Genomic DNA, 20,711 nt, shown 5'->3' on the forward strand with positions numbered 1-20,711 from the left:
TCAGGGGCGCGGGGAACTGCGCGAGCGACCCCTACGGACCCGCACCGGGGGGTCGAAGGGGCGCGGCCCCTTGAGGAAGGGACGGGTAGGGGCGGCGGGGGCGAGACCAAACCCGTCCACGGCCCCCACCCCGCGCGTCGTACCCTGGACACCCCCGGCCCGTCACACGAGGTCCGGGCGTTCGTGTTGCCCCAGCAGCCCCAGCCACGGCCCCGCGGCCGGCTCCGAACCGCAGCCCTGAACCGCAGCTTTGAACCGCAGCTTTGAACCGCAAGCCCCGAGCCATCAGCCCCCACCTTGCCCACCCGGACGGGAAACGCCCCGAATGAGCCTCCACGGTCTGCTAGACGCCGTAGTCAAGGACGCCCCCCTCGCGGAAGCGATCAGGGCGGCGTCCGACGGCCACCGCACCCACATCGACCTGGTGGGCCCCCCGGCGGCCCGCCCCTTCGCCGTGGCCGCCCTCGCCCGCGACGCCGGCCGGCCCGTACTCGCCGTGACGGCGACGGGCCGCGAGGCCGAGGACCTGGCGGCGGCCCTGCGCTCCCTGCTGCCCCCGGACGGCGTCGCGGAGTACCCGGCCTGGGAGACCCTGCCGCACGAGCGCCTCAGCCCGCGCAGTGACACCGTCGGCCGCCGCCTCGCCGTCCTGCGCCGCCTGACCCACCCCCGCCCCGACGACCCGGAGACCGGCCCGGTGTCGGTGGTGGTAGCCCCGATCCGTTCGGTGCTCCAGCCGCAGGTCAAGGGCCTCGGAGACCTGGAGCCGGTCGCCCTGCGCACCGGCGAGACGGCCGATCTGAACCGTACGGTCGAGGCGCTGGCGGCAGCCGCGTACTCCCGGGTCGAGCTGGTCGAGAAGCGCGGCGAGTTCGCCGTGCGCGGCGGCATCCTGGACGTCTTCCCGCCCACCGAGGAGCACCCCCTGCGGGTGGAGTTCTGGGGTGACGACGTCGAGGAGATCCGGTACTTCAAGGTCGCCGACCAGAGATCGCTGGAGGTGGCCGAGCACGGCCTGTGGGCCCCGCCCTGCCGTGAGCTCCTCCTCACGGACGACGTGCGCGCCCGCGCCCGCGACCTCGCCGAACGCCACCCCGAGCTGGGTGAACTCCTGGGCAGGATCGCCGAGGGCATCGCCGTCGAGGGGATGGAGTCGCTCGCCCCGGTCCTCGTCGACGACATGGAGCTGCTGATCGACGTCCTGCCGAAGGGCTCGATGGCGGTCGTGTGCGACCCGGAGCGGGTGCGCACGCGCGCGGCGGACCTGGTGGCCACCTCGCAGGAGTTCCTCCAGGCGTCCTGGGCGGCCACGGCCGGCGGCGGCGAGGCGCCCATCGACGTCGGAGCGGCCTCCCTGTGGTCCATCGCGGACGTCCGCGACCGGGCCCGTGAGCTGGACATGATGTGGTGGTCGGTGTCGCCGTTCGCCGCCGACGAAGAGCTCGACGCGGACACCCTGAAGCTCGGCATGCACGCCCCGGAGAGCTATCGCGGCGACATCGCGAAGGCGCTCGCCGACACCAAGGGCTGGCTGGCCGACGGCTGGCGCACGGTGTTCGTGACCGAGGCCCACGGCCCGGCCGCCCGCACGGTGGAGGTGCTCGGCGGCGAGGGCGTCGCGGCCCGGCTGGAGGCAGAGCTGGGGGAGATCTCCCCGTCGGTCGTGCACGTGGCGTGCGGCTCGATCGACTACGGCTTCGTCGACCCCGCCCTCAAGCTCGCGGTGCTCACCGAGACCGACCTGTCGGGCCAGAAGGCGGCCGGCAAGGACGGCGCCCGGATGCCCGCCCGCCGCCGCAAGACCATCGACCCGCTCACCCTGGAGGCGGGCGACTACATCGTCCACGAGCAGCACGGTGTCGGCCGCTACATCGAGATGGTCCAGCGGACCGTGCAGGGCGCGACCCGCGAGTACCTGGTCGTCGAGTACGCCCCCGCCAAGCGCGGCCAGCCCGGCGACCGCCTGTACATCCCCACCGACCAGCTGGAGCAGATCACCAAGTACGTCGGTGGCGAGGCGCCCACCCTGCACCGCCTCGGCGGAGCCGACTGGACGAAGACCAAGGCGCGCGCGAAGAAGGCGGTCAAGGAGATCGCCGCCGACCTCATCAAGCTGTACTCCGCCCGGATGGCGGCGCCCGGTCACGCGTTCGGCGCGGACACGCCCTGGCAGCGGGAGCTGGAGGACGCCTTCCCGTACGCCGAGACTCCCGACCAGCTGACGACGATCGCCGAGGTCAAGGAGGACATGGAGAAGACGGTCCCGATGGACCGTCTGATCTGCGGCGACGTCGGCTACGGCAAGACGGAGATCGCGGTGCGGGCCGCCTTCAAGGCCGTCCAGGACGGCAAGCAGGTGGCGGTGCTGGTGCCCACGACCCTGCTGGTGCAGCAGCACTTCGGCACGTTCAGCGAGCGGTACTCGCAGTTCCCGGTGAACGTCCGGGCGCTGTCCCGCTTCCAGACGGACACCGAGGCCAAGGGCACCCTGGAGGGCCTGCGCGAGGGCGCGGTCGACATCGTCATCGGCACCCACCGGCTGTTCTCCTCCGAGACCAAGTTCAAGGACCTGGGCCTGGTCATCGTCGACGAGGAGCAGCGCTTCGGCGTCGAGCACAAGGAGCAGCTGAAGAAGCTGCGCGCCAACGTGGACGTGCTGACGATGTCCGCGACGCCGATCCCGCGCACGCTGGAGATGGCGGTCACGGGCATCCGCGAGATGTCGACGATCACGACACCTCCGGAGGAGCGCCACCCGGTCCTGACCTTCGTCGGCCCGTACGAGGAGAAGCAGATCGGCGCGGCGATCCGCCGTGAACTCCTGCGCGAGGGCCAGGTCTTCTACATCCACAACCGGGTGGAGTCCATCGACCGGGCGGCGGCCCGGCTGCGGGAGATCGTCCCCGAGGCGCGGATCGCGACCGCCCACGGCCAGATGTCGGAGCAGGCCCTGGAGCAGGTCGTCGTCGACTTCTGGGAGAAGAAGTTCGACGTCCTCGTCTCCACGACGATCGTGGAGTCCGGCATCGACATCTCCAACGCGAACACGCTGATCGTGGAGCGTGGGGACACCTTCGGCCTGTCGCAGCTGCACCAGCTGAGGGGCCGGGTCGGCCGGGGCCGGGAGCGCGGTTACGCGTACTTCCTCTACCCGCCGGAGAAGCCCCTGACCGAGACGGCCCACGAGCGCCTGGCGACCATCGCCCAGCACACGGAGATGGGCGCCGGCATGTACGTGGCGATGAAGGACCTGGAGATCCGGGGCGCGGGCAATCTGCTGGGCGGCGAGCAGTCCGGCCACATCGCGGGCGTCGGCTTCGACCTGTACGTGCGGATGGTCGGCGAGGCCGTCGCGGACTACCGGCGTCAGCTGGAGACCGGGGGGATCGAGGAGGAGCCGCCGCTCGAGGTGAAGATCGAGCTGCCGGTCGACGCGCACGTCCCGCACGACTACGCGCCGGGCGAGCGGCTGAGGCTGCAGGCCTACCGGGCCATCGCCTCCGTGAACACCGAGGCCGACATCGCCTCCGTGCGCGAGGAACTCGTCGACCGCTACGGCAAGTTGCCCGAGCCGGTGGAGAACCTGTTGCTGGTGGCCGGGCTGCGCATGCTGGCCCGCGCCTGCGGCGTCGGCGAGGTCGTCCTCCAGGGCACCAACATCCGCTTCGCGCCGGTGGAGTTGCGGGAGTCGCAGGAGCTGCGCCTGAAGCGGCTGTACCCGGGCACCGTCATCAAGCCGGCCGCGCACCAGGTGCTGGTGCCGCGCCCGAAGACGGCGAAGGTGGGCGGCAAGCCGCTGGTCGGGCGGGATCTGCTGGGGTGGACCGGGGAGTTCCTGGCTTCGATCCTGGGGTCGTGAGGGCGTAGGGGACGTTCGCCGGTCGATGGCGATCGCCGTCCATCGTCGTCCCTCGCTGTCGACCGCTTGCGGAACGACCCGGCGTCCGTACCGCGGCCCCGGCCGGAGAAGTCCGGCCGGGGCCGCGGGCACGAACGTCAGGGCTGCGCGCGTGATCAGGCGCCGCGCTTGAACTGCTGGTTGGTGCCGCTGCCACAGCCCCACTGGATGAGCTTGGCGCCGTCGGCGGTGGACCTGTCCAGCACGTCGAGGCACTTGCCGCTGCGCCGTGAGACGAGGCGGAGCCAGCCGTCACCGGCGTCCTGGAGCCGCCACTGCTGGTTGCTGCCGGTGCCGCAGGTCCACTGGATGATCGGGTTGCCGTCGGCGGTGGAGTTGTTGGCCACATCGAGGCACTTGCCGCTGTGCCGGGCGACGACCTGGACGTATCCGCTGCCCATGTCCTTGAACCACCATGCCTGGTTCATGCCGCCGTTGCAGGTGTACTGGGTGATCTGGGTGCCGTCGTCCTGGGACCGGCTGGGGACGTCGAGGCACTTGTTGCTGTGGCGGGCGGTGATCGTCTCCCAGGGTCCGCCGACGCCGTCGACCTTCCCGGCCGCGGTGTCGACGGTGATCTGCGCGAACCAGTCCATGGTCATCGTGGTGTCGGTGGGGAACTCCAGCGGTAGCCAGACGTACTTCGAGGCGTTGACGTTCTGGTTGAAGGAGTTGCCCCAACGGTCACCCATGTAGAGGTACTCGGTGCCCGTGCTGCCCTGCACGGGAAGGACGAACGTGGTCTGCGAGCCGTACGCGGTGGCGTCTCCGACGTTCTGCAGGGCGCTCCAGGTGCCGGTGATGCTGGAGGCGGTCGCGTACATCTGCTGGTTGGGCCGCCAGCCGGTGGCGCCGGAGGTGAGCAGGAAGTAGACGCCGTTGCGCTTGAACAGGGCAGGAGCCTCGCGCAGTTGGCCGGGCCAGAGCAGCTGCACACGGGTTTCGACGGTGAGGTAGTCGGGGCTGAGGCGGTAGATGTGCAGGTCGCGGTTCTCGCGCGCGGCCGAGATCATGTAGCCGGTGCCGTCGTCGTCCGTGTAGACGGTGATGTCGCGGGACATGTGGCCCAGCGGGCGGAAGCTGCCCTGCCAGGTGTAGTCGCCGTCGACGGTGTCGGAGACGGCGACGGCGGCGCGGGCCTGGGTGTAGTCGGTGGCCAGCTCCTTGTGCATCCACATGACGAACTTGCCGGTGGAGGCGTTGTACATGACCTTGGGGCGCTCGATGTTGGCCGAGGCCAGCTCAGGGTCACTGGCCTGGGTCAGGACGTGGCGCCGGAACTCCCAGGTCTTCAGATCGGTCGAGCGGTACGCGGACACATACCGGAATGAGTTGTCCTCGTTGCGGTTCTCTCCGAACCAGTAGTAGTACGAGCCGACCTTGATGACGCCACCACCGTGCGCGTGCACGACGGCACCTGTGGTGTCCGTGAACTGGGTGGCGTTGGGGATCGTGACGGTGGCCGCGTGCGCGGTGCCCATCAGAAGGGTTTGCGGGAGGAGACCTATCAGCACGGCAAGCAGGAAGAGCCAGACACGACGCATCGGGGGTTTCCATTCACGACAGGACAGCACGAGAACAACCAAAAGCTGGCTGAAACCAACGTGCAGCATGAGAATGCTTGCGGTAGATGCGTGTCAAGAGTGTGAACGTGTTGAATCGCGCGGATGTCATCCAAGCGCCGTAAAGTTCTGAATTGCCCTGCCTGCGCTGGCGAGATGGCCGACCTGGCGATGTGCGACAGGTCGAATGCCCAGGGGGGACCGGTTCGCGGAATGTTTGAGCGAGTCGATTTCTGTTCGAAGTTTCGGCTCTCCGACGTCGCGTTTCGGCCTCGTCTCGGCGCCCTCTGCGGTGAGCGGGTGCCGACCTGCGATCCGCGAGTCGGCCGTCACGCCTCGGCGACTCCGTGGCCGTGCGGGATATCTCCTCCGGGATCCCGGTCGCCCACGATCGCCGTCAGGTGTCCCGACGTACGCTGACCGACCTTCTCCCGTGCCTGGGCGCTACGGTGTTGAGCAGGGGAGACGGGGAACCCCACGCAGGACCGCGTGCGTGCACAGGACAGAGGAAGGGGTGTCGCGTGGTGCGTCTGAGGGGTGGGGTCGCCGCCGTCGCTCTGGTACTGGTCGCCGCGACCGGCTGCGAACTGGACAACGCGGGCGGCTCGGCCGGGCCGCCGGAGAACCCCGGCGGGGGCGGTGACGCGTTCGCCGCGGCGGAGGCGCTGACCGTCAAGGGCCGGGCACCCAAGACCGATTACGACCGGAGCGAGTTCGGCAGTCCCTGGGCCGACACCGACTCCAACAGCTGCGACACCCGCGACGACATACTCAAACGCGACCTGGACGAGGTGAAGTTCCGCGACGACGACTGCACGGTGGTCTCCGGGGTGCTCGACCCGGACCCGTACACCGGGGAGGACGTGCCGTACGTCCGGGGCCGCAGCAAGATCGACGTGGACCACATCGTGGCGCTCTCCGACGCGTGGCAGAAGGGCGCCCAGCAGTGGGACGACAGCAAGCGGATAGCCCTGGCCAACGACCCGCTCAACCTGCTGGCGGTGGACTCCGGCACCAACCGCGGCAAGGGCGACGGTGACACGGCCACCTGGCTGCCGCCCAACAAGGCCTACCGCTGCACCTATGTGGCGGCCCAGGTCGCGGTGAAGGCGAAGTACGGCCTGTGGGTCACCACCGCCGAACAGGACGCCATGAAGCGCGTCCTGACCACCTGCCCCGAACAGAAGCTCCCCACCGGCGGCAACCCGACCAAGGCGCCGGCCCGCTTCCACGCGGACTGACGCCTCGGCGGTGCCGCCGCCCGGCGGCGGCAGGGGTCAGCTGAAGTCCTCGTCGAGGTCGATGACCTTGCCCTTGGGGGCCTTGGCCGGCACGGGCTCGTCGTAGTCGGTGAAGACGAGGTCGCCGGGCTCCTCGGCGGTCTTGCTGACGACCCGCAGCAGGTACGGCTTGCCCTCGGTGGCGACGTACAGGGTGTACCTGTCCTTGCCGTCCTTCTCGTCGAGGGTGATCGCGGGGGTGCCGTCGACCTCGGCGGTCTTGCCGCGCGTGGCGCCGGAGTCGACGTCCTCGAAGTCGGCGAGGACGGTGTCGAGGTCGCAGAAGCTCGCGATGTCCTTGGAATCGGCGGCGGTCGCGGACGTCTTGGTCCACTTGCCGGCGAGCATGTCGACGACCATGTCGGCCTCCTCCTTGGAGGAGTCCTTGGACTGGGCGCGCAGGAAGGCCTCGTCGTACTTCATGTAGAGCGTGTCGCCGACCTTGATCAGCTCGGCCTCGCCCTCGCCGCCCATGCTCATGGTGCCGGCGCAGTCGCCCTTCTTGTTCATCGCCATGTCCATCTGGACCGTGCCGCCGGCGGAGTCGTCCTGGATCTCGCCCTTCATGCGGAGCGATTCGGCGTCCGAGGTGGCCTTCACGGCCTTGTCGGCGATCTCGCCGCCGGTCAGGCCCGCGAAGGGACCGTCGGCCTTGTCCTCGCCGGGCAGACAGCCGGTGAGCGACAGGGTGGCCGCGGCGGCGATGCAGAGAGCGGCGAGTGCGGTGCGACGCATGGGTGTTCCCCCCTGGGAATCGATGAGCGGTGCTGAGCGGCGTGCGCCAGTACACAGCGCAGCCGACGTGTGACCATCCGAATCGGGTGGTCGGTCGTTCGATGGGTCAATCACAGCAGAGCTTGTGAACCGAGTCAACACGGTTCACAGAACCTTGTGCGTACACGGCGTGAAGGGGTAGATCTTGCGTGCGTCGGTATGCTCGACGTCACACCACCAGGTACGAGGGGAGCCGGGCGCGTGCAGGGGAACGGGACAGAGGTCACGGCCGCGGACATCGCGCGGCTCGCCGGGGTGGGTCGCGCCGCCGTCAGCAACTGGCGCCGTCGGCATGCCGACTTCCCCAAACCGGTCGGCGGCACCGAGACCAGCCCGGCCTTCGCGCTCAGCGAGGTCGAGGAGTGGCTGCGCGATCAGGGCAAGCTCGCCGAGGTGCCCCTGAAGGAGCGCGTCTGGCAGCAGGTCACCGGTCACCCGGAGGGGCCCGTCACCGCCCTGGTGCACACGGGCTGCGCCCTGCTCCTCCTCCATGAACGACCCTTGACCTGGCTGGAGTTGAGCGCCGTCCCCGACGACGGGGAACTGGCCGGGATCCTGTCCGGGGCGCTGGGGGAGGTCCTCACCCCGCGCTTCGGCCCGCCCGGTGGGCCTGCCGTGCCCCGGCCGCGACCCGCCGAGATCCTGCCCTCGGTCCCGCTGCTGCGCGGCGCCACCGAACTCGCGGCCGACCTGGGCGCACGGCAGACCTTCGAGTTCCTCCTCGCCCGGCACCTCGACGCCAACCCGCGCCAGTACACGCTCACTCCGGGCGAGCTCGCCGAGCTGATGGCCGAACTCGCCGGGCCCGCCCGCTCGGTGCTCGACCCGGCCTGCGGCACCGGCGCCCTCCTGCGCGCCGCCGCCACCCGCCCCGACCAGGAGCTGTACGGCCAGGACAGCTCCGGCGAACTGGCCGCCCTCACCGCGCTCCGCCTCGCCCTGCGCACCGGGAGCACCGTCCGCACCGCCCCGGGGGACAGCCTCCGCGCGGACGCGTACGAGCACCTCAGGGCCGAGGCCGTCCTGTGCCACCCGCCGTTCAACGAGCGCAACTGGGGGCACGACGAACTCGCCTACGACCCGCGCTGGGAGTACGGCTTCCCGGCCCGTACGGAGTCCGAACTCGCCTGGGTGCAGCACGCGTTGGCCCGCCTGGAGGACGGCGGCACCGCCGTGCTGCTGATGCCGCCGGCCGCCGCGAGCCGCCGCTCGGGGCGCCGGATCCGCGCCGACCTGCTGCGCCGGGGCGCGCTGCGCGCCGTGATCGCCCTGCCGGTCGGCGCGGCACCCCCGTACAACATCCCGCTGCACCTGTGGGTGCTGCGCAGGCCCGGCAAGGCGTCGGTGCCACCGCAGTTGCTGCTCGTCGACGCCGGGCGGCTCGTGCCCGAGGGGCGGAGCGGGTTCGACTGGGCGGCGGTGCGCACCGCCGTGATCGACGCCTGGCGGCCCTTCGACCGGACGGGCCAGACCGCGGAACGGCCGGGGCTCAGCCGTTCGCTGCCGGTCATCGACCTGCTCGACGACGACGTGGACCTGGCCCCCGCCCGGCATCTGCCGCCCCCGGCCGCGGGCGGCGGCGCCGCGGAGCTGACCGCCGTACGCGAACACCTCGGCGAGACCCTGCGGCTGGCCGCCGACCTGACGCCCCCGCTCGCCGAGGAGGCGCGGCCCGCGCGCTGGCCGCTCACCACGGTCGGCGAACTCGCGCGCGGGGGAGCCCTGGTGCTGCGCACCGGCGGGAACGGCCCGCACGCGCGCGTGCTCACCGACCACGACGTCCTGGCCGGCACGGCACCCTCGGGAACGCTGCCGGAGACGGGCGAGCCCGCCGTGCTCGTGGAGGCCGGCGACGTCGTCGTCCCCGTCCTCGGCGGCGGAGGGATCGCGCGTGTGATCGACGAGGAGACCGCGGGCGCCGCCCTCGGCCGCAACCTCACCCTGCTGCGCCCCGACGCGGCAGCGCTCGACGCCTGGTTCGTCGCCGGTTTCCTGCGCTCCACCGCCAACAGCCGCCAGGCCAGCAGCTACGCCTCCACCGCGACCCGGCTCGACGTCCGCCGCCTCCAACTGCCCCGCCTGCCCCTGGACCAGCAGCGCCGCTACGGCGAACGCTTCCGTGCCCTCGCCGCCTTCGAGGACGCCCTGCGCCGGGCCGGCCGGCTCGGCGAACGCCTGGTGCGCGGCATGTACGACGGCCTGACGGACGGCACCGTCGCCCCGGACTGAGCCGACGACAGGCGGTTCCGGACCCGCCAACTCCCCCGCGCCTCCCGCCCCGAACGCCTACCGGACGGAACCGCTCCGCCCGGGGCGGGCGTGACCAGCACTGCAGTACTACAACGGTTGTCCACAACCCTGGACCTCATGTCGTGGTCGACCGATACCCTCGGGACGACATCGCACGTCCGCTCTCACCAGGCCCTCAGGAGCAGCCATGCAAGGCCACGGCTACGCGCCGACACCGCCCCCCGGCCCCGATCAGGGGGGCCAGGTCACACTCCGTGTGATCTTCGTGGTGGTCGCGGTCATGAGCTGTGGCCTGCTCGCGTGGGCGTGCCTGCTGCGGCTCGCCTCGGTGACCCGCAGGCCCCGCGACTGGTGGCTGTTCGCCCTGGCGATCATCCACATCATCGTGACGCTGTACATCATCGGCACCGACCCGGGCGAGGAGGAGTTCACCACCTGGCGCGGTGACGTCGGCATGTCGCTGCTCCTCGGCGGCCTGGCGGCGATCGTCGCGTACTACCTCTACGCGGACATACGCCACTCCAGCCGCTCCCGGACGGCCCCGCCCTCGCCGTACGCCCAGACCACCGCGTACTCGGGGCAGACCGGCTACAACCCCCAGCAGTCCGGCTACAGCTACCCGCCGGTCCAGGTCCCGCAGCCCTACACCCCCACCCCGCCGGTCCCGCAGCCGCCCGCGGGGCAGCAGCCCCCGCCGCAGCACCAGCCGGCCCCGGACCCGCAGCGTCCCGGGCCGGCCCGTATCGACCAGGTGCGCGCCGAACTCGACGAGCTCAGTGACTATCTCCGCAAGCACGAAGGAGACAGGTGACCCAGGGGCAGGGGACCGGACGCCTGATCACCGGTCGCTACGAACTGTCCACGATCATCGGACAGGGCGGCATGGGCCAGGTGTGGACGGCCTACGACCAGCGCCTCGACCGGCGGGTGGCGGTGAAGCTGCTGCGCCCGGACAAGGTGGCCGGCCAGGAGGCCGACGAACTGCGCCGCCGCTTCGTGCGCGAGTGCCGCGTCACGGCCCAGGTCGACCACCCCGGCCTGGTGACCGTGCACGACGCGGGCAGCGAGGGCGAGGAGCTCTTCCTTGTCATGCAGTACGTCGACGGGGCCGACCTCGCCGACCACCTCGCCGAGCACGACCCCTACCCGTGGCAGTGGACCGTCTCGGTCGCCGCCCAGCTGTGCGCCGTGCTCTCCGCCGTGCACGCGGTGCCGATCATCCACCGCGACCTCAAGCCGCGGAACGTCATGGTCAAGCAGGACGGCACGGTCACCGTGCTCGACCTCGGCGTCGCCTCCGTCATGGACACCGACACCACCCGCCTCACCCACACCGGTTCACCCATCGGCAGCCCCGCCTACATGGCCCCCGAGCAGGCCATGGGCGGCGCGGTCGGCCCGTACACCGACCTGTACGCCCTTGGTGTGCTGATGCACGAACTGCTCAGCGGGAACGTCCCGTTCACCGGCTCGACAGCCCTCGGCGTCCTCCACCGCCACCTCTACGAGCCACCGGTCCCCGTCCGCCGACTGCGCCCCGAGGTCCCCGAGAACCTGGAGGCCCTGGTCCTGCGGCTGCTCTCCAAGGACCCGCAGCACCGTCCGTCCTCCGCCCAGGAGACGTACGAACAGCTCCTCCCGCTGCTCCCCGCGCGCGGTATGCCCACCGGCTCCCCGCTCGACCCCACGCGCCCCTTCCTGCGCCCGCACGCCCCCTGGCCGGATCGCGCCCGCATCCCCGCGCCACAGCCCTCCGCCGCGCCCGACCCGGCGCCCGCGGCGGACAAGCCCGATGTGGCGGGCGCCGTCGACGAGGTCAAGCGGCTCCTCGGCGAGGGCCGCATCACCCAGGCCGTCGACATCCTCGGCGCGATCCTCCCGGCCGCCGCCGCCCAGCACGGCGAGCACTCACCGGTCGTCCGCACCCTGCGCAAGCAGTACGCGGCCACCCTCATGGACGACGGCCAGTACCGCCGCGCCCTGCCCGAGCTGCGCCGCCTCGCCGACGAGCGCGCCGCCGAGGCCGGCCAGGCCGACACCCAGGCCCTGCGCTACCGCTACGACTCCGCCCAGTGCCTCGAACAACTCGGCGAACCGGCCGCGGCCCTCGCCGAGTACCGCTCCCTGCTGCCGTACTACGAGAACCAGTACGTCGGCGGCGACCCCGAGCTCTCCCTCGACGTCCGCCGCCGCATAGGCCACCTGCTCCTCGCCCTCGGCGACCGCGGCGCCGCCCACGAGACCCTGGGCCGCCTGCTGCTCGACGTGGAACGGCTGCGGGGACCGGGCCATCCGCTGGCGGGCGAGGTGCGGCGCACGCTGCAGTGGCTGGGTCAGATGCGGGGCTGACCCCACCGACGGACCTCGCATCCCGGGGTGAACCGGGCGACCCGCGCCTCCCGACGCCCCGCGTGGGCCGGTGGTGGCACGCTGCCGGTGCGAGGGTGCCCGAAGTCGACGTGAATCGTTGGTCGAATGGCTGGCCGAGAGCAGGGCCACTGCCTACCATCGATCACCGCAAGACCTTGTGCTCCGCCGCACAATCTCCTCGGGAGGCCCACTTGCACCGCCGCCGTCGCACCGCGCTCCTCCTCTCCGCCGCGATCACCGCCGCAGCGCCGCTCCTCACCGCCTGCGGAGGCGATGCGCATCCCGGCGCGGCGGCCGTCGTCGGCGACGACCGGATCACCGTCGCGCAACTGGAGAACCGGGTGAACGAGGTGCGCGCCGCCCAGCGTGCCGCCAGCACGGACGAGAGCCAGTACCAGCAGGTCGTCGCCCAGAGCAGCGCCCTCACCCGCAACACCCTGAACGGCATGGTCCTGGAGAAGGTCCTCGACCAGGCGCTGGAGGACGCGGGTGTGACCGTCACCCGCAAGGAGGTCCAGCAGTACCGTTCCGGCCTGGAGACGGAGGCCGGCGGCGCCGAGGCCCTCGAAGCGGCCTACCTGCAGCGCTACAGCGTCGCCCCCGAGCAGTTGGAGGACAGCCTCCGCAGCGATGTCGAGGTGCAGAAACTCGCCACCGCCCTCGGCGCCGACCTGAACAGCCAGGAGGGCGGCACCGTCTTCTGGAAGGCCCTCTCGCAGGCCTCCGAGAAACTCGACGTCGACCTCAACCCCCGCTACGGCAGCTGGGGCGTCGACAAGGCCTCCGGCCGCGTCGGCCTGCTGGAGGCCAAGACACCTTGGGTGAAGGACGTCACGGGAACGGGGTCGCAGGAGCCGGCGTGACGCCGAGCCGAACCGGTCCCGTCCGTACTCTCCGCGGGGGCTGTGGACAACTTCGGGGGTCGTCGGTGACGTGGGTTACGTTCGTGGGGTGAACGCACACCGCCCCGACGGCGACCCCGCCTCCACGGCCCCCGGGACGTCGTCCTCCGACCCCGGCCGAGTCGTCCTGCTCACCACCAGCCACCGCGTGGCGCCCGGCCTGCTGTCCTGGCCCGCCTGGCAGGCACTGCACGGGGCGGACCGCGTCCTGTGCGCGGACGAGGCGCACCCCCAGCTTCCCTACCTGCGCGAGGCCGGCGTCACGGTCGAGCGGGCGACCCCGACGGCCGAGGACCTGGTCGACGCCTGCGCCGGCGACCGCACGGTGGTCGTGGTGGCCACGGCCGACGGCGAACCCCGCCTCACCGACGGCCTCGCCCGCCTCGCCGGCTCGGGCCGCGTCCGGATGCCGTCCCTGGAGCTGCTCCCCGCCTCGTACGACCTCCCCGGCGCGCGCCTGCTCGACCTCGTCCAGGTCATGGACCGCATCCGCGCCGAATGCCCGTGGTCCTCCCAGCAGACCCACAAGGGCCTCGCCAAGTACGGCATCGAGGAGGCGTACGAACTCGTCGAGGCCATCGAGGAGGGCGACCGCGACGAACTCCGCGAGGAACTGGGCGACGTCCTCCTCCAGGTCGTCTTCCACGCCCGCATCGCCGAGGACGACCCCGACACCCCCTTCTCCATCGACGACGTCGCCGCCGGCATCGTCACCAAGCTCATCCACCGCCACCCCCACGTCTTCGGCGACGAGACGGCCACCACCCCGGAGGAGGTCAAGGCGCACTGGCTCCGCACGAAGGCCATAGAAAAACGCCGGGAGTCCGTGACCGACGGCATCCCCCTGGGTCAGCCCGGCCTGGCCCTGGCCGCCAAACTCTCTTCCCGCGTCCGCACCGCCGACCTGGCCGTCCCGCTGCCCCAGGGCCAGGACATCGGCTACGAGCTCCTCACCCTCGCCGCCCGGGCCGAAGCCGAGGGCACCGACCCCGAAGCGGCCCTGAGAGCGGCGGCCCGCGCCTACCGCGACGCGATCCGAGCCGCGGAGGGCCTGGACGAGGGCTGACATGACCAGGAGCGACAGCACTCCCGACCTGATGTGGGACGAGGTCGCGGAGAGCTTCGATCCCGAACTGATGGGCACCCTGCCGGACCTGTACGTCCCGGACACCGCGACGGAGCACTGGCAGGCGCTGCTCGACCTCGTCGCGGAGAGCGACTGGAAGCACGAGTACATCGAAGGGACGACACCCCGCGCCGTACCGAGCGCCGCACACGTCCTCGCACGACCGCGCGACGCCGAATGCCCTCAGCTGAGGGTCTGGCCGGCGGAGGACATGCTGGCGATCTTCCGGTTCCTCTCGGACGAGGAGATCGACTTCGACATCGACCTGCGGGAGATCCAGGGCCAGGACCGGCTCGACGCGTTCTGTGACTTCCTGCGCCGCCTCGGCCGTCACCTCGCCAAACCGGTCGTGATGTGCCCGGAAGGCGCGTACGACCGCCCGGTGCTCGGGTACGACCCCGTGCTCGACCGCGTCCGCGTGCCGCGTGACTGAGCACGCCGACATCAGTGGAGGCGAGATCAGTGGAGGCGGACTGACGGAGCAGGCCCCGGCCGCGACGGAGGCCTCCCGTCCGCCCGATACCGTCGACGCGTGACCAACCAGCCCGCACCCACCCCCACCGGCACCCCCACGGGACCTCCCGCGCCCGAGCTGTTCACCTGGGAGTTCGCCACCGACCCCTACCCGGCGTACGCCTGGCTCCGGGAGCACGCCCCGGTGCACCGCACCCGGCTGCCCAGCGGTGTGGAGGCCTGGCTGGTCACCCGCTACGACGATGCCAAGCAGGCCCTCGCCGACGCGCGTCTCTCGAAGAACCCCGCGCACCACGACGAGCCCGCCCACGCCAAGGGGAAGACCGGCATCCCCGGTGAGCGCAAGGCCGAGTTGATGACGCATCTGCTCAACATCGATCCGCCGGACCACACACGGCTGCGCCGTCTGGTCTCGAAGGCGTTCACGCCCCGCAGGGTCGCCGAATTCGCCCCCCGGGTGCAGGAGTTGACCGATCAGCTCATCGGACGTTTCGCGGAGACGGGCGAAGCCGATCTCATCCACGACTTCGCCTTTCCCCTGCCCATCTACGCCATCTGCGACCTGCTCGGCGTCCCCCGTGAGGACCAGGACGACTTCCGGGACTGGGCGGGCATGATGATCCGGCACGGCGGCGGCCCGAGGGGCGGTGTCGCGCGGTCGGTCAAGAAGATGCGCGGCTATCTCGCCGACCTCATCCACCGCAAACGGGAAGGCCTCACCGAGCACCCCGCCCCCGGCGAGGACCTCATCTCAGGGCTCATCCGCGCCTCCGACCACGGCGAGCACCTCACCGAGAACGAGGCCGCGGCGATGGCGTTCATCCTGCTCTTCGCCGGCTTCGAGACGACCGTCAACCTCATCGGGAACGGCACCTACGCCCTGCTCACGCACCCCGAGCAGCGCACCCGCCTCCAGGCCTCCCTCGCCGCCGGGGAGAGGGCACTGCTCGAAACCGGCGTCGAGGAACTCCTGCGCTACGACGGCCCCGTGGAACTCGCCACCTGGCGCTTCGCGACCCGGCCCCTCACCGTCGGCGGGCAGGACATCGCCCCGGGCGACCCCGTCCTCGTCGTCCTCGCGGCGGCCGACCGCGACCCGGCCCGCTTCCGGGACCCCGACACCCTCGACCTCTCCCGCCGTGACAACCAGCACCTCGGCTACGGCCACGGCATCCACTACTGTCTCGGCGCCCCGCTGGCCCGCCTCGAAGGCCAGACCGCGCTCGCGACTCTCCTCACCCGTCTCCCCGACCTCCGACTCGCGGTGGATCCAGCCGATCTGAGGTGGCGCGGAGGGCTCATCATGCGGGGGTTGCGCACGCTTCCGGTGGAATTCACCCCGCAAGGGCGGTCCGGGAGCGGTTCGTGACGCGGTTCGTAAGCGGTACGTAGTAGTACCCGGGCAGCCCGTAGCACTACCCCATTCCGCGACGGAAAGTGACACTCCCTCAAGTCTGTGATCTTCACGTGATCTGCGCTGCATTGACTTGTGACAACTGATCGACTCCCGCTACGTTCACACGTCAGTGCGAAGGGGTCACCCCACACCCTTCGCACCGGTCACCGCTGTCGCGTGAAAGGCAACCGCATGCTCTCCGGGAACGGTCGACACCGTCGCCCCCGTCAGGCTCCCGCCCTCCTCGTCGCGGCCGGAGTGACCGGCTCGGCCATCGCGATCCCCCTGCTCGGCGCCACCGGCGCGAGCGCGGCCAGCGGAACCACCTGGGACCAGGTGGCGGAGTGCGAGAGCGGCGGCTTCTGGAGCGCGGACACCGGGAACGGACGCTACGGCGGCCTCCAGCTCACCCAGGCGAACTGGGAGAAGTACGGCGGCCTCGACTACGCGACCAGCGCCGATCAGGCCAGTCGTTCGCAGCAGATAGCCGTCGCCGAGAAGGTGCTCGCCGACCAGGGCGTCGGTGTCTGGGCCACCTGCGGTCTGCTCCACAACCTCGGCGGTGACTCGGGTTCCGCCGACGTGGACACGGGCGTCGCGGGCGACTCGACGGATTCGGATGACCCGTCTGGTTCATCCGATTCGTCCGGTACATCGGGTTCGTCTAGTTCTTCGGATCCATCCGGTTCTTCCGGCAAGGTCGACGGGGCCGACTCGGCAAAGTCCGCCGACTCCACCGACTCCGACGCCTCGGGCGACTCGACCTCCGACGCCTTCGAAGGGTCCACCAAGGCCAGGACCGGTACGGGCGCCGACGCCGACTCGGGTGACTCGGACGGCTCCACGGCCTCCGAGGGTTCAAAAGCGGACAAGTCGGAACAGAGTGATGGCTCTTCGGCTGACGAGGGTGAAGGCGGCACCGGTCGCCATCGCGGCGCCAGTGCCGACGAGAGCGCCTCCGGCGCGGAGGTCGGCGCGGACGTGACCGACGGCTCGCGCGCCGCCGACTCCACCCCCTCCGGCCGTCACGCCTCCCGCGGTGGCGACGCGGCGCGGGAGGCCGCGGACGGCGCCTACACCGTCCGCGCGGGCGACAGTCTGACGCGGATCGCGAACTCGCTGGACCTGACCGGTGGGTGGCGCGAGCTGTACGCCGAGAACGAGGGCACGGTAGGAACCGACCCGGACCTCATCCTTCCCGGTCAGACCCTCGAAGTCGGTGCCGAAACGGGCGAAAAGTAGCGACAGTTCAGGTCACTGTTCGCCCCTGAATGCCCGTTTTGATCTAGGTGGGAGATGAATCACAGACCCCCTGATCGTCTTTGAAATCCGGGCAATCACGTGTTTACGGTCGTGACCGCTCGCCACAGCGGGCCCCTGCGGTCGGTACGCCGAATCCTGCCAACGGCCGCAAGGAACAGTCGTCGCGTCAAGCGCCGTAGGCAGGAGCGGGGGACCCAAGGTAAGTGCCGGGTCCGGTGGTTGCGGCCCTTCGGGGGCGTACGTCCGGAACCGGCTCGGGGTGAAGCCGCGCGACGTGAGCCGAGAGGCGAGCGTGCGCGGCCGGGCAACTCAACCGGCCCGAACCCGACAGCTCACCTCGCAGGCGTCGGTGAGGGGATCTCTCCATGCTGTTTTCCAGCAAGGGCAAGCACCGTCGTCCGGCCGTTCTTCATCGGTCTGCTCGCGCCATCGCCGTCGCCGGTGTCACCGGCGCCGCCGCCATCGCCGCCCCGCTGATGGCCGCCGGCAGCGCCTCCGCCGCCACCGCCTCCGAGTGGGACGCCGTCGCCCAGTGCGAGTCCGGCGGCAACTGGTCCATAAACACCGGCAACGGCTACTACGGCGGCCTGCAGTTCTCCGCCTCCACCTGGGCCGGCTACGGCGGCACGCAGTACGCCTCCACCGCCGACCAGGCGACCAAGGCCCAGCAGATCGCGATCGCCGAGAAGGTCCTCGCGGGCCAGGGCAAGGGTGCCTGGCCGGTCTGCGGCAAGGGCCTGTCCGGCGCCTCGTACGACGGCGCCGCCGCCTCCTCCGGCTCCTCGGACTCCGGCTCCTCGCAGCAGAGCACCAAGAAGAGCACCGAGGACACCCGCGCCTCCCGCTCCTCCGAGCGCGCCACCGTCGAGACCCCGACCGGCAAGAAGGTCAAGAAGGGCGACGGCGAGTACAAGGTCGTCACCGGCGACACCCTCAGTGGCATCGCCGCGAAGAAGAACGTCAAGGGTGGCTGGGAGAAGCTCTTCGAGCTGAACAAGGACATCATCGACGACGCCGACTTCATCTACCCGGGCCAGCAGCTCCACCTGAGCTGACCCGCGGCGTCGGCGACGGTCGCCACACGCCTGCCGCCCCCACGGCCGTCCCCCACGGCCGGGCAGGCGGGGCCGGTTCGGCCGGGCCGAGAATTCGGGCCGCTTCCCGGCTGAACCACAGCCCGCTCACATCCGTGTCCTCCATAGTGAAGACCTCGTGAGGGCCGTCCCCCCGTCCCCACGGGCTCCCCGCCCCGGTGCGCATTCCCCCGTACGCACCGGGGCGGGGTTTTTTCATGCCCGGTCGCCCCGCCCGGGCCCGGCCGTTTCCGCGCCGCTCCGCCTTTCTGTTCACTTTCCGGCCCACCCCCCTTTGTTCCGGCCTGAAACAATGGGTACGGTCTGTCTGTCCACGGGACGGTCGGTCGGCTGCCGACGAGCCCGGGGCGGTTAGGCTCTAGTCGCAGGGCCCGCGGGCCCCGCAGTTCCGCGTCACATCCCATGAAGGAGATGCTCGTGCCGTCCATCGACGTCGTCGTAGCCCGGGAAATCCTCGACTCGCGAGGCAACCCCACCGTCGAGGTCGAGGTCGGCCTCGACGACGGCAGCACGGGTCGTGCCGCCGTTCCGTCCGGCGCCTCCACCGGTGCCTTCGAAGCCATCGAGCTCCGTGACGGCGACCCCAACCGCTACCTCGGCAAGGGCGTCGAGAAGGCCGTCCTCGCCGTGATCGAGCAGATCGGCCCGGAGCTCGTCGGCTACGACGCCACCGAGCAGCGCCTGATCGACCAGGCGATGTTCGACCTGGACGCCACCGACAACAAGGGCTCCCTCGGCGCCAACGCCATCCTCGGCGTCTCCCTCGCCGTCGCCCACGCCGCCTCCGAGGCCAGCGACCTCCCGCTCTTCCGCTACCTGGGCGGCCCGAACGCGCACCTGCTGCCCGTTCCGATGATGAACATCCTGAACGGCGGCTCGCACGCCGACTCCAACGTGGACATCCAGGAGTTCATGATCGCCCCCATCGGCGCGGAGTCCTTCTCCGAGGCCCTGCGCTGGGGCGCCGAGGTCTACCACACCCTCAAGAAGGTGCTGAAGACCAAGGGCCTGTCCACCGGCCTCGGCGACGAGGGCGGCTTCGCCCCGAACCTGGAGTCCAACCGCGCCGCCCTCGACCTCATCCTCGAGGCCATCAAGGAGGCCGGTTACACCCCCGGCGAGCAGATCGCCCTCGCGCTGGACGTCGCCGCCTCCGAGTTCTACAAGGACGGCGTCTACACCTTCGAGGGCAAGGAGCGCTCCGCCGCCGAGATGACGGAGTACTACGCCGACCTCGTCGCGTCGTACCCGCTCGTCTCCATCGAGGACCCGCTGTTCGAGGACGACTGGGCCGGCTGGAACACCATCACCGAGAAGCTGGGCGACAAGGTCCAGATCGTCGGCGACGACCTCTTCGTCACCAACCCCGAGCGCCTCGCCCGCGGCATCGAGGAGGGCTCCGCCAACGCCCTGCTCGTCAAGGTCAACCAGATCGGTTCGCTGACCGAGACCCTGGACGCCGTCGAGCTGGCCCAGCGCAACGGCTTCAAGTGCATGATGTCCCACCGCTCCGGCGAGACCGAGGACGTCACCATCGCCGACCTCGCCGTCGCCGTGAACTGCGGCCAGATCAAGACCGGCGCCCCGGCCCGCTCGGACCGCGTCGCCAAGTACAACCAGCTGCTGCGCATCGAGGAGATCCTCGACGACGCCGCGGTCTACGCCGGCCGCAGCGCCTTCCCGCGCTTCAAGGGCTGAGCCGTCGGCTGACCCGTTGAGGGCCAAGCCTGAGCCAGTCGTACGTACGTCCCCGTACCGGTCCCGTACCGTGTGCGGGGACGTACGCGCGTGCGCGTGGGAGAAGGCAGAAGCGGAAGGGGAAGCGGGACATGGCCGTGAAGGACCGGGACCGGGACCGTTTCTCCACCGCGACGCGGCTGAAGGTGCTCGGTGAGCAGACGGCCGCCCGGGTCTACCGCTCCCAGACCAAGCGCCAGGCCCGCCGTTCCCGGCTGACCGGCCGGGCCGCGCTCCTCGCCCTCGTCCTCTGCTCGATGATCGTGGCGCTCGCCTATCCCATAAGGCAGTACGTCTCCCAGCGCGCCGAGATCGCCGACATGCAGCGGCAGCGCGAGGAGGCGCGAGAGCGGGTCGAGGAGTTGCGTGACCTCAAGGCGCGCTGGCAGGACGACGCGTACGCCGAGCAGCGCATCCGGGAGCGGCTGCACTATGTGATGCCGGGCGAGACCGGTTACACGATGATCGACCCGGACGCGGCGAAGCAGTCCCGTACGACACAGGGGGCGGCCGACCGCCCCTGGTACACCAATGTCTGGGACGGGGTCGACAAGGCCGACGCCGCCGACAGCTGAACGGCCACCT

15 protein-coding genes and 1 riboswitch are annotated in these 20,711 nt (G+C 70.9%); of the genes, 13 read left to right on the plus strand and 2 right to left on the minus strand.

The window, feature by feature from the left end:
* Nucleotides 1–325: 325 nt before the first annotated feature.
* Nucleotides 326–3,859: a transcription-repair coupling factor gene (gene mfd, locus K1J60_RS26165; RefSeq protein WP_220648322.1), complete on the plus strand. Its 3,534-nt coding sequence runs from the start codon at nucleotides 326–328 to the stop codon at nucleotides 3,857–3,859.
* A 155-nt stretch (nucleotides 3,860–4,014) separates the two neighbouring features.
* Here the strand turns inward: mfd and K1J60_RS26170 are convergent, their stop codons facing one another.
* Nucleotides 4,015–5,442, minus strand: a complete 1,428-nt coding sequence (locus K1J60_RS26170) for an RICIN domain-containing protein (RefSeq protein WP_220648323.1) — start codon at nucleotides 5,440–5,442, stop codon at nucleotides 4,015–4,017.
* Nucleotides 5,443–5,981: 539 nt separating this feature from the next.
* On the opposite strand from K1J60_RS26170, the gene K1J60_RS26175 reads away from it, so the two are divergent.
* A complete protein-coding gene (locus K1J60_RS26175; protein ID WP_220648324.1) occupies nucleotides 5,982–6,701 on the plus strand; it encodes an HNH endonuclease family protein in 720 nt (239 codons plus the stop codon).
* A 36-nt stretch (nucleotides 6,702–6,737) separates the two neighbouring features.
* Here the strand turns inward: K1J60_RS26175 and K1J60_RS26180 are convergent, their stop codons facing one another.
* On the minus strand, nucleotides 6,738–7,475 hold the full coding sequence (locus K1J60_RS26180; RefSeq protein WP_220648325.1) for a hypothetical protein: 738 nt from the start codon (nucleotides 7,473–7,475) through the stop codon (nucleotides 6,738–6,740).
* A 240-nt stretch (nucleotides 7,476–7,715) separates the two neighbouring features.
* On the opposite strand from K1J60_RS26180, the gene K1J60_RS26185 reads away from it, so the two are divergent.
* The 11 genes from K1J60_RS26185 to K1J60_RS26235 all read left to right on the plus strand — a co-directional run bounded on the left by K1J60_RS26185 (nucleotide 7,716) and on the right by K1J60_RS26235 (nucleotide 20,701).
* Nucleotides 7,716–9,743: an N-6 DNA methylase gene (locus tag K1J60_RS26185; protein ID WP_220648326.1), complete on the plus strand. Its 2,028-nt coding sequence runs from the start codon at nucleotides 7,716–7,718 to the stop codon at nucleotides 9,741–9,743.
* 208 nt (nucleotides 9,744–9,951) lie between these two features.
* Nucleotides 9,952–10,575: a hypothetical protein gene (locus tag K1J60_RS26190; RefSeq protein ID WP_220648327.1), complete on the plus strand. Its 624-nt coding sequence runs from the start codon at nucleotides 9,952–9,954 to the stop codon at nucleotides 10,573–10,575.
* Nucleotides 10,576–10,619: 44 nt separating this feature from the next.
* On the plus strand, nucleotides 10,620–12,113 hold the full coding sequence (locus tag K1J60_RS26195) for a serine/threonine-protein kinase (protein WP_259408315.1): 1,494 nt from the start codon (nucleotides 10,620–10,622) through the stop codon (nucleotides 12,111–12,113).
* Between the two features lie 212 nt (nucleotides 12,114–12,325).
* Nucleotides 12,326–12,997, plus strand: a complete 672-nt coding sequence (locus K1J60_RS26200; protein ID WP_220648329.1) for a SurA N-terminal domain-containing protein — start codon at nucleotides 12,326–12,328, stop codon at nucleotides 12,995–12,997.
* Nucleotides 12,998–13,085: 88 nt separating this feature from the next.
* Entirely contained in the window at nucleotides 13,086–14,102 is a 1,017-nt protein-coding gene (locus K1J60_RS26205; RefSeq protein ID WP_220648330.1) for a nucleoside triphosphate pyrophosphohydrolase, read from the plus strand.
* Between the two features lies 1 nt (nucleotide 14,103).
* A complete protein-coding gene (locus tag K1J60_RS26210) occupies nucleotides 14,104–14,595 on the plus strand; it encodes a hypothetical protein (protein ID WP_220648331.1) in 492 nt (163 codons plus the stop codon).
* A gap of 99 nt (nucleotides 14,596–14,694) precedes the next feature.
* The gene (locus tag K1J60_RS26215; protein ID WP_220648332.1) at nucleotides 14,695–16,005 is read left to right on the plus strand and encodes a cytochrome P450 family protein; all 1,311 of its coding nucleotides are present in this window, start codon (nucleotides 14,695–14,697) and stop codon (nucleotides 16,003–16,005) included.
* Nucleotides 16,006–16,224: 219 nt separating this feature from the next.
* Nucleotides 16,225–17,274 (plus strand): LysM peptidoglycan-binding domain-containing protein, encoded by a 1,050-nt coding sequence (locus K1J60_RS26220; protein WP_220651706.1) that lies wholly within the window; start codon nucleotides 16,225–16,227, stop codon nucleotides 17,272–17,274.
* A 182-nt stretch (nucleotides 17,275–17,456) separates the two neighbouring features.
* Nucleotides 17,457–17,656, plus strand: a riboswitch (cyclic di-AMP (ydaO/yuaA leader).
* Between the two features lie 4 nt (nucleotides 17,657–17,660).
* Nucleotides 17,661–18,350, plus strand: a complete 690-nt coding sequence (locus K1J60_RS26225) for a LysM peptidoglycan-binding domain-containing protein (protein ID WP_220648333.1) — start codon at nucleotides 17,661–17,663, stop codon at nucleotides 18,348–18,350.
* Nucleotides 18,351–18,806: 456 nt separating this feature from the next.
* The gene (gene eno, locus K1J60_RS26230) at nucleotides 18,807–20,087 is read left to right on the plus strand and encodes a phosphopyruvate hydratase (RefSeq protein WP_086784875.1); all 1,281 of its coding nucleotides are present in this window, start codon (nucleotides 18,807–18,809) and stop codon (nucleotides 20,085–20,087) included.
* 131 nt (nucleotides 20,088–20,218) lie between these two features.
* Nucleotides 20,219–20,701 carry an FtsB family cell division protein gene (locus K1J60_RS26235; RefSeq protein ID WP_033524878.1) on the plus strand — a complete coding sequence of 161 codons (483 nt, stop codon included), beginning with the start codon at nucleotides 20,219–20,221 and terminating at the stop codon, nucleotides 20,699–20,701.
* Nucleotides 20,702–20,711 lie beyond the last annotated feature (10 nt).

Source organism: Streptomyces akebiae, from assembly GCF_019599145.1.
Taxonomy (GTDB): Bacteria; Actinomycetota; Actinomycetes; order Streptomycetales; family Streptomycetaceae; genus Streptomyces; species Streptomyces akebiae.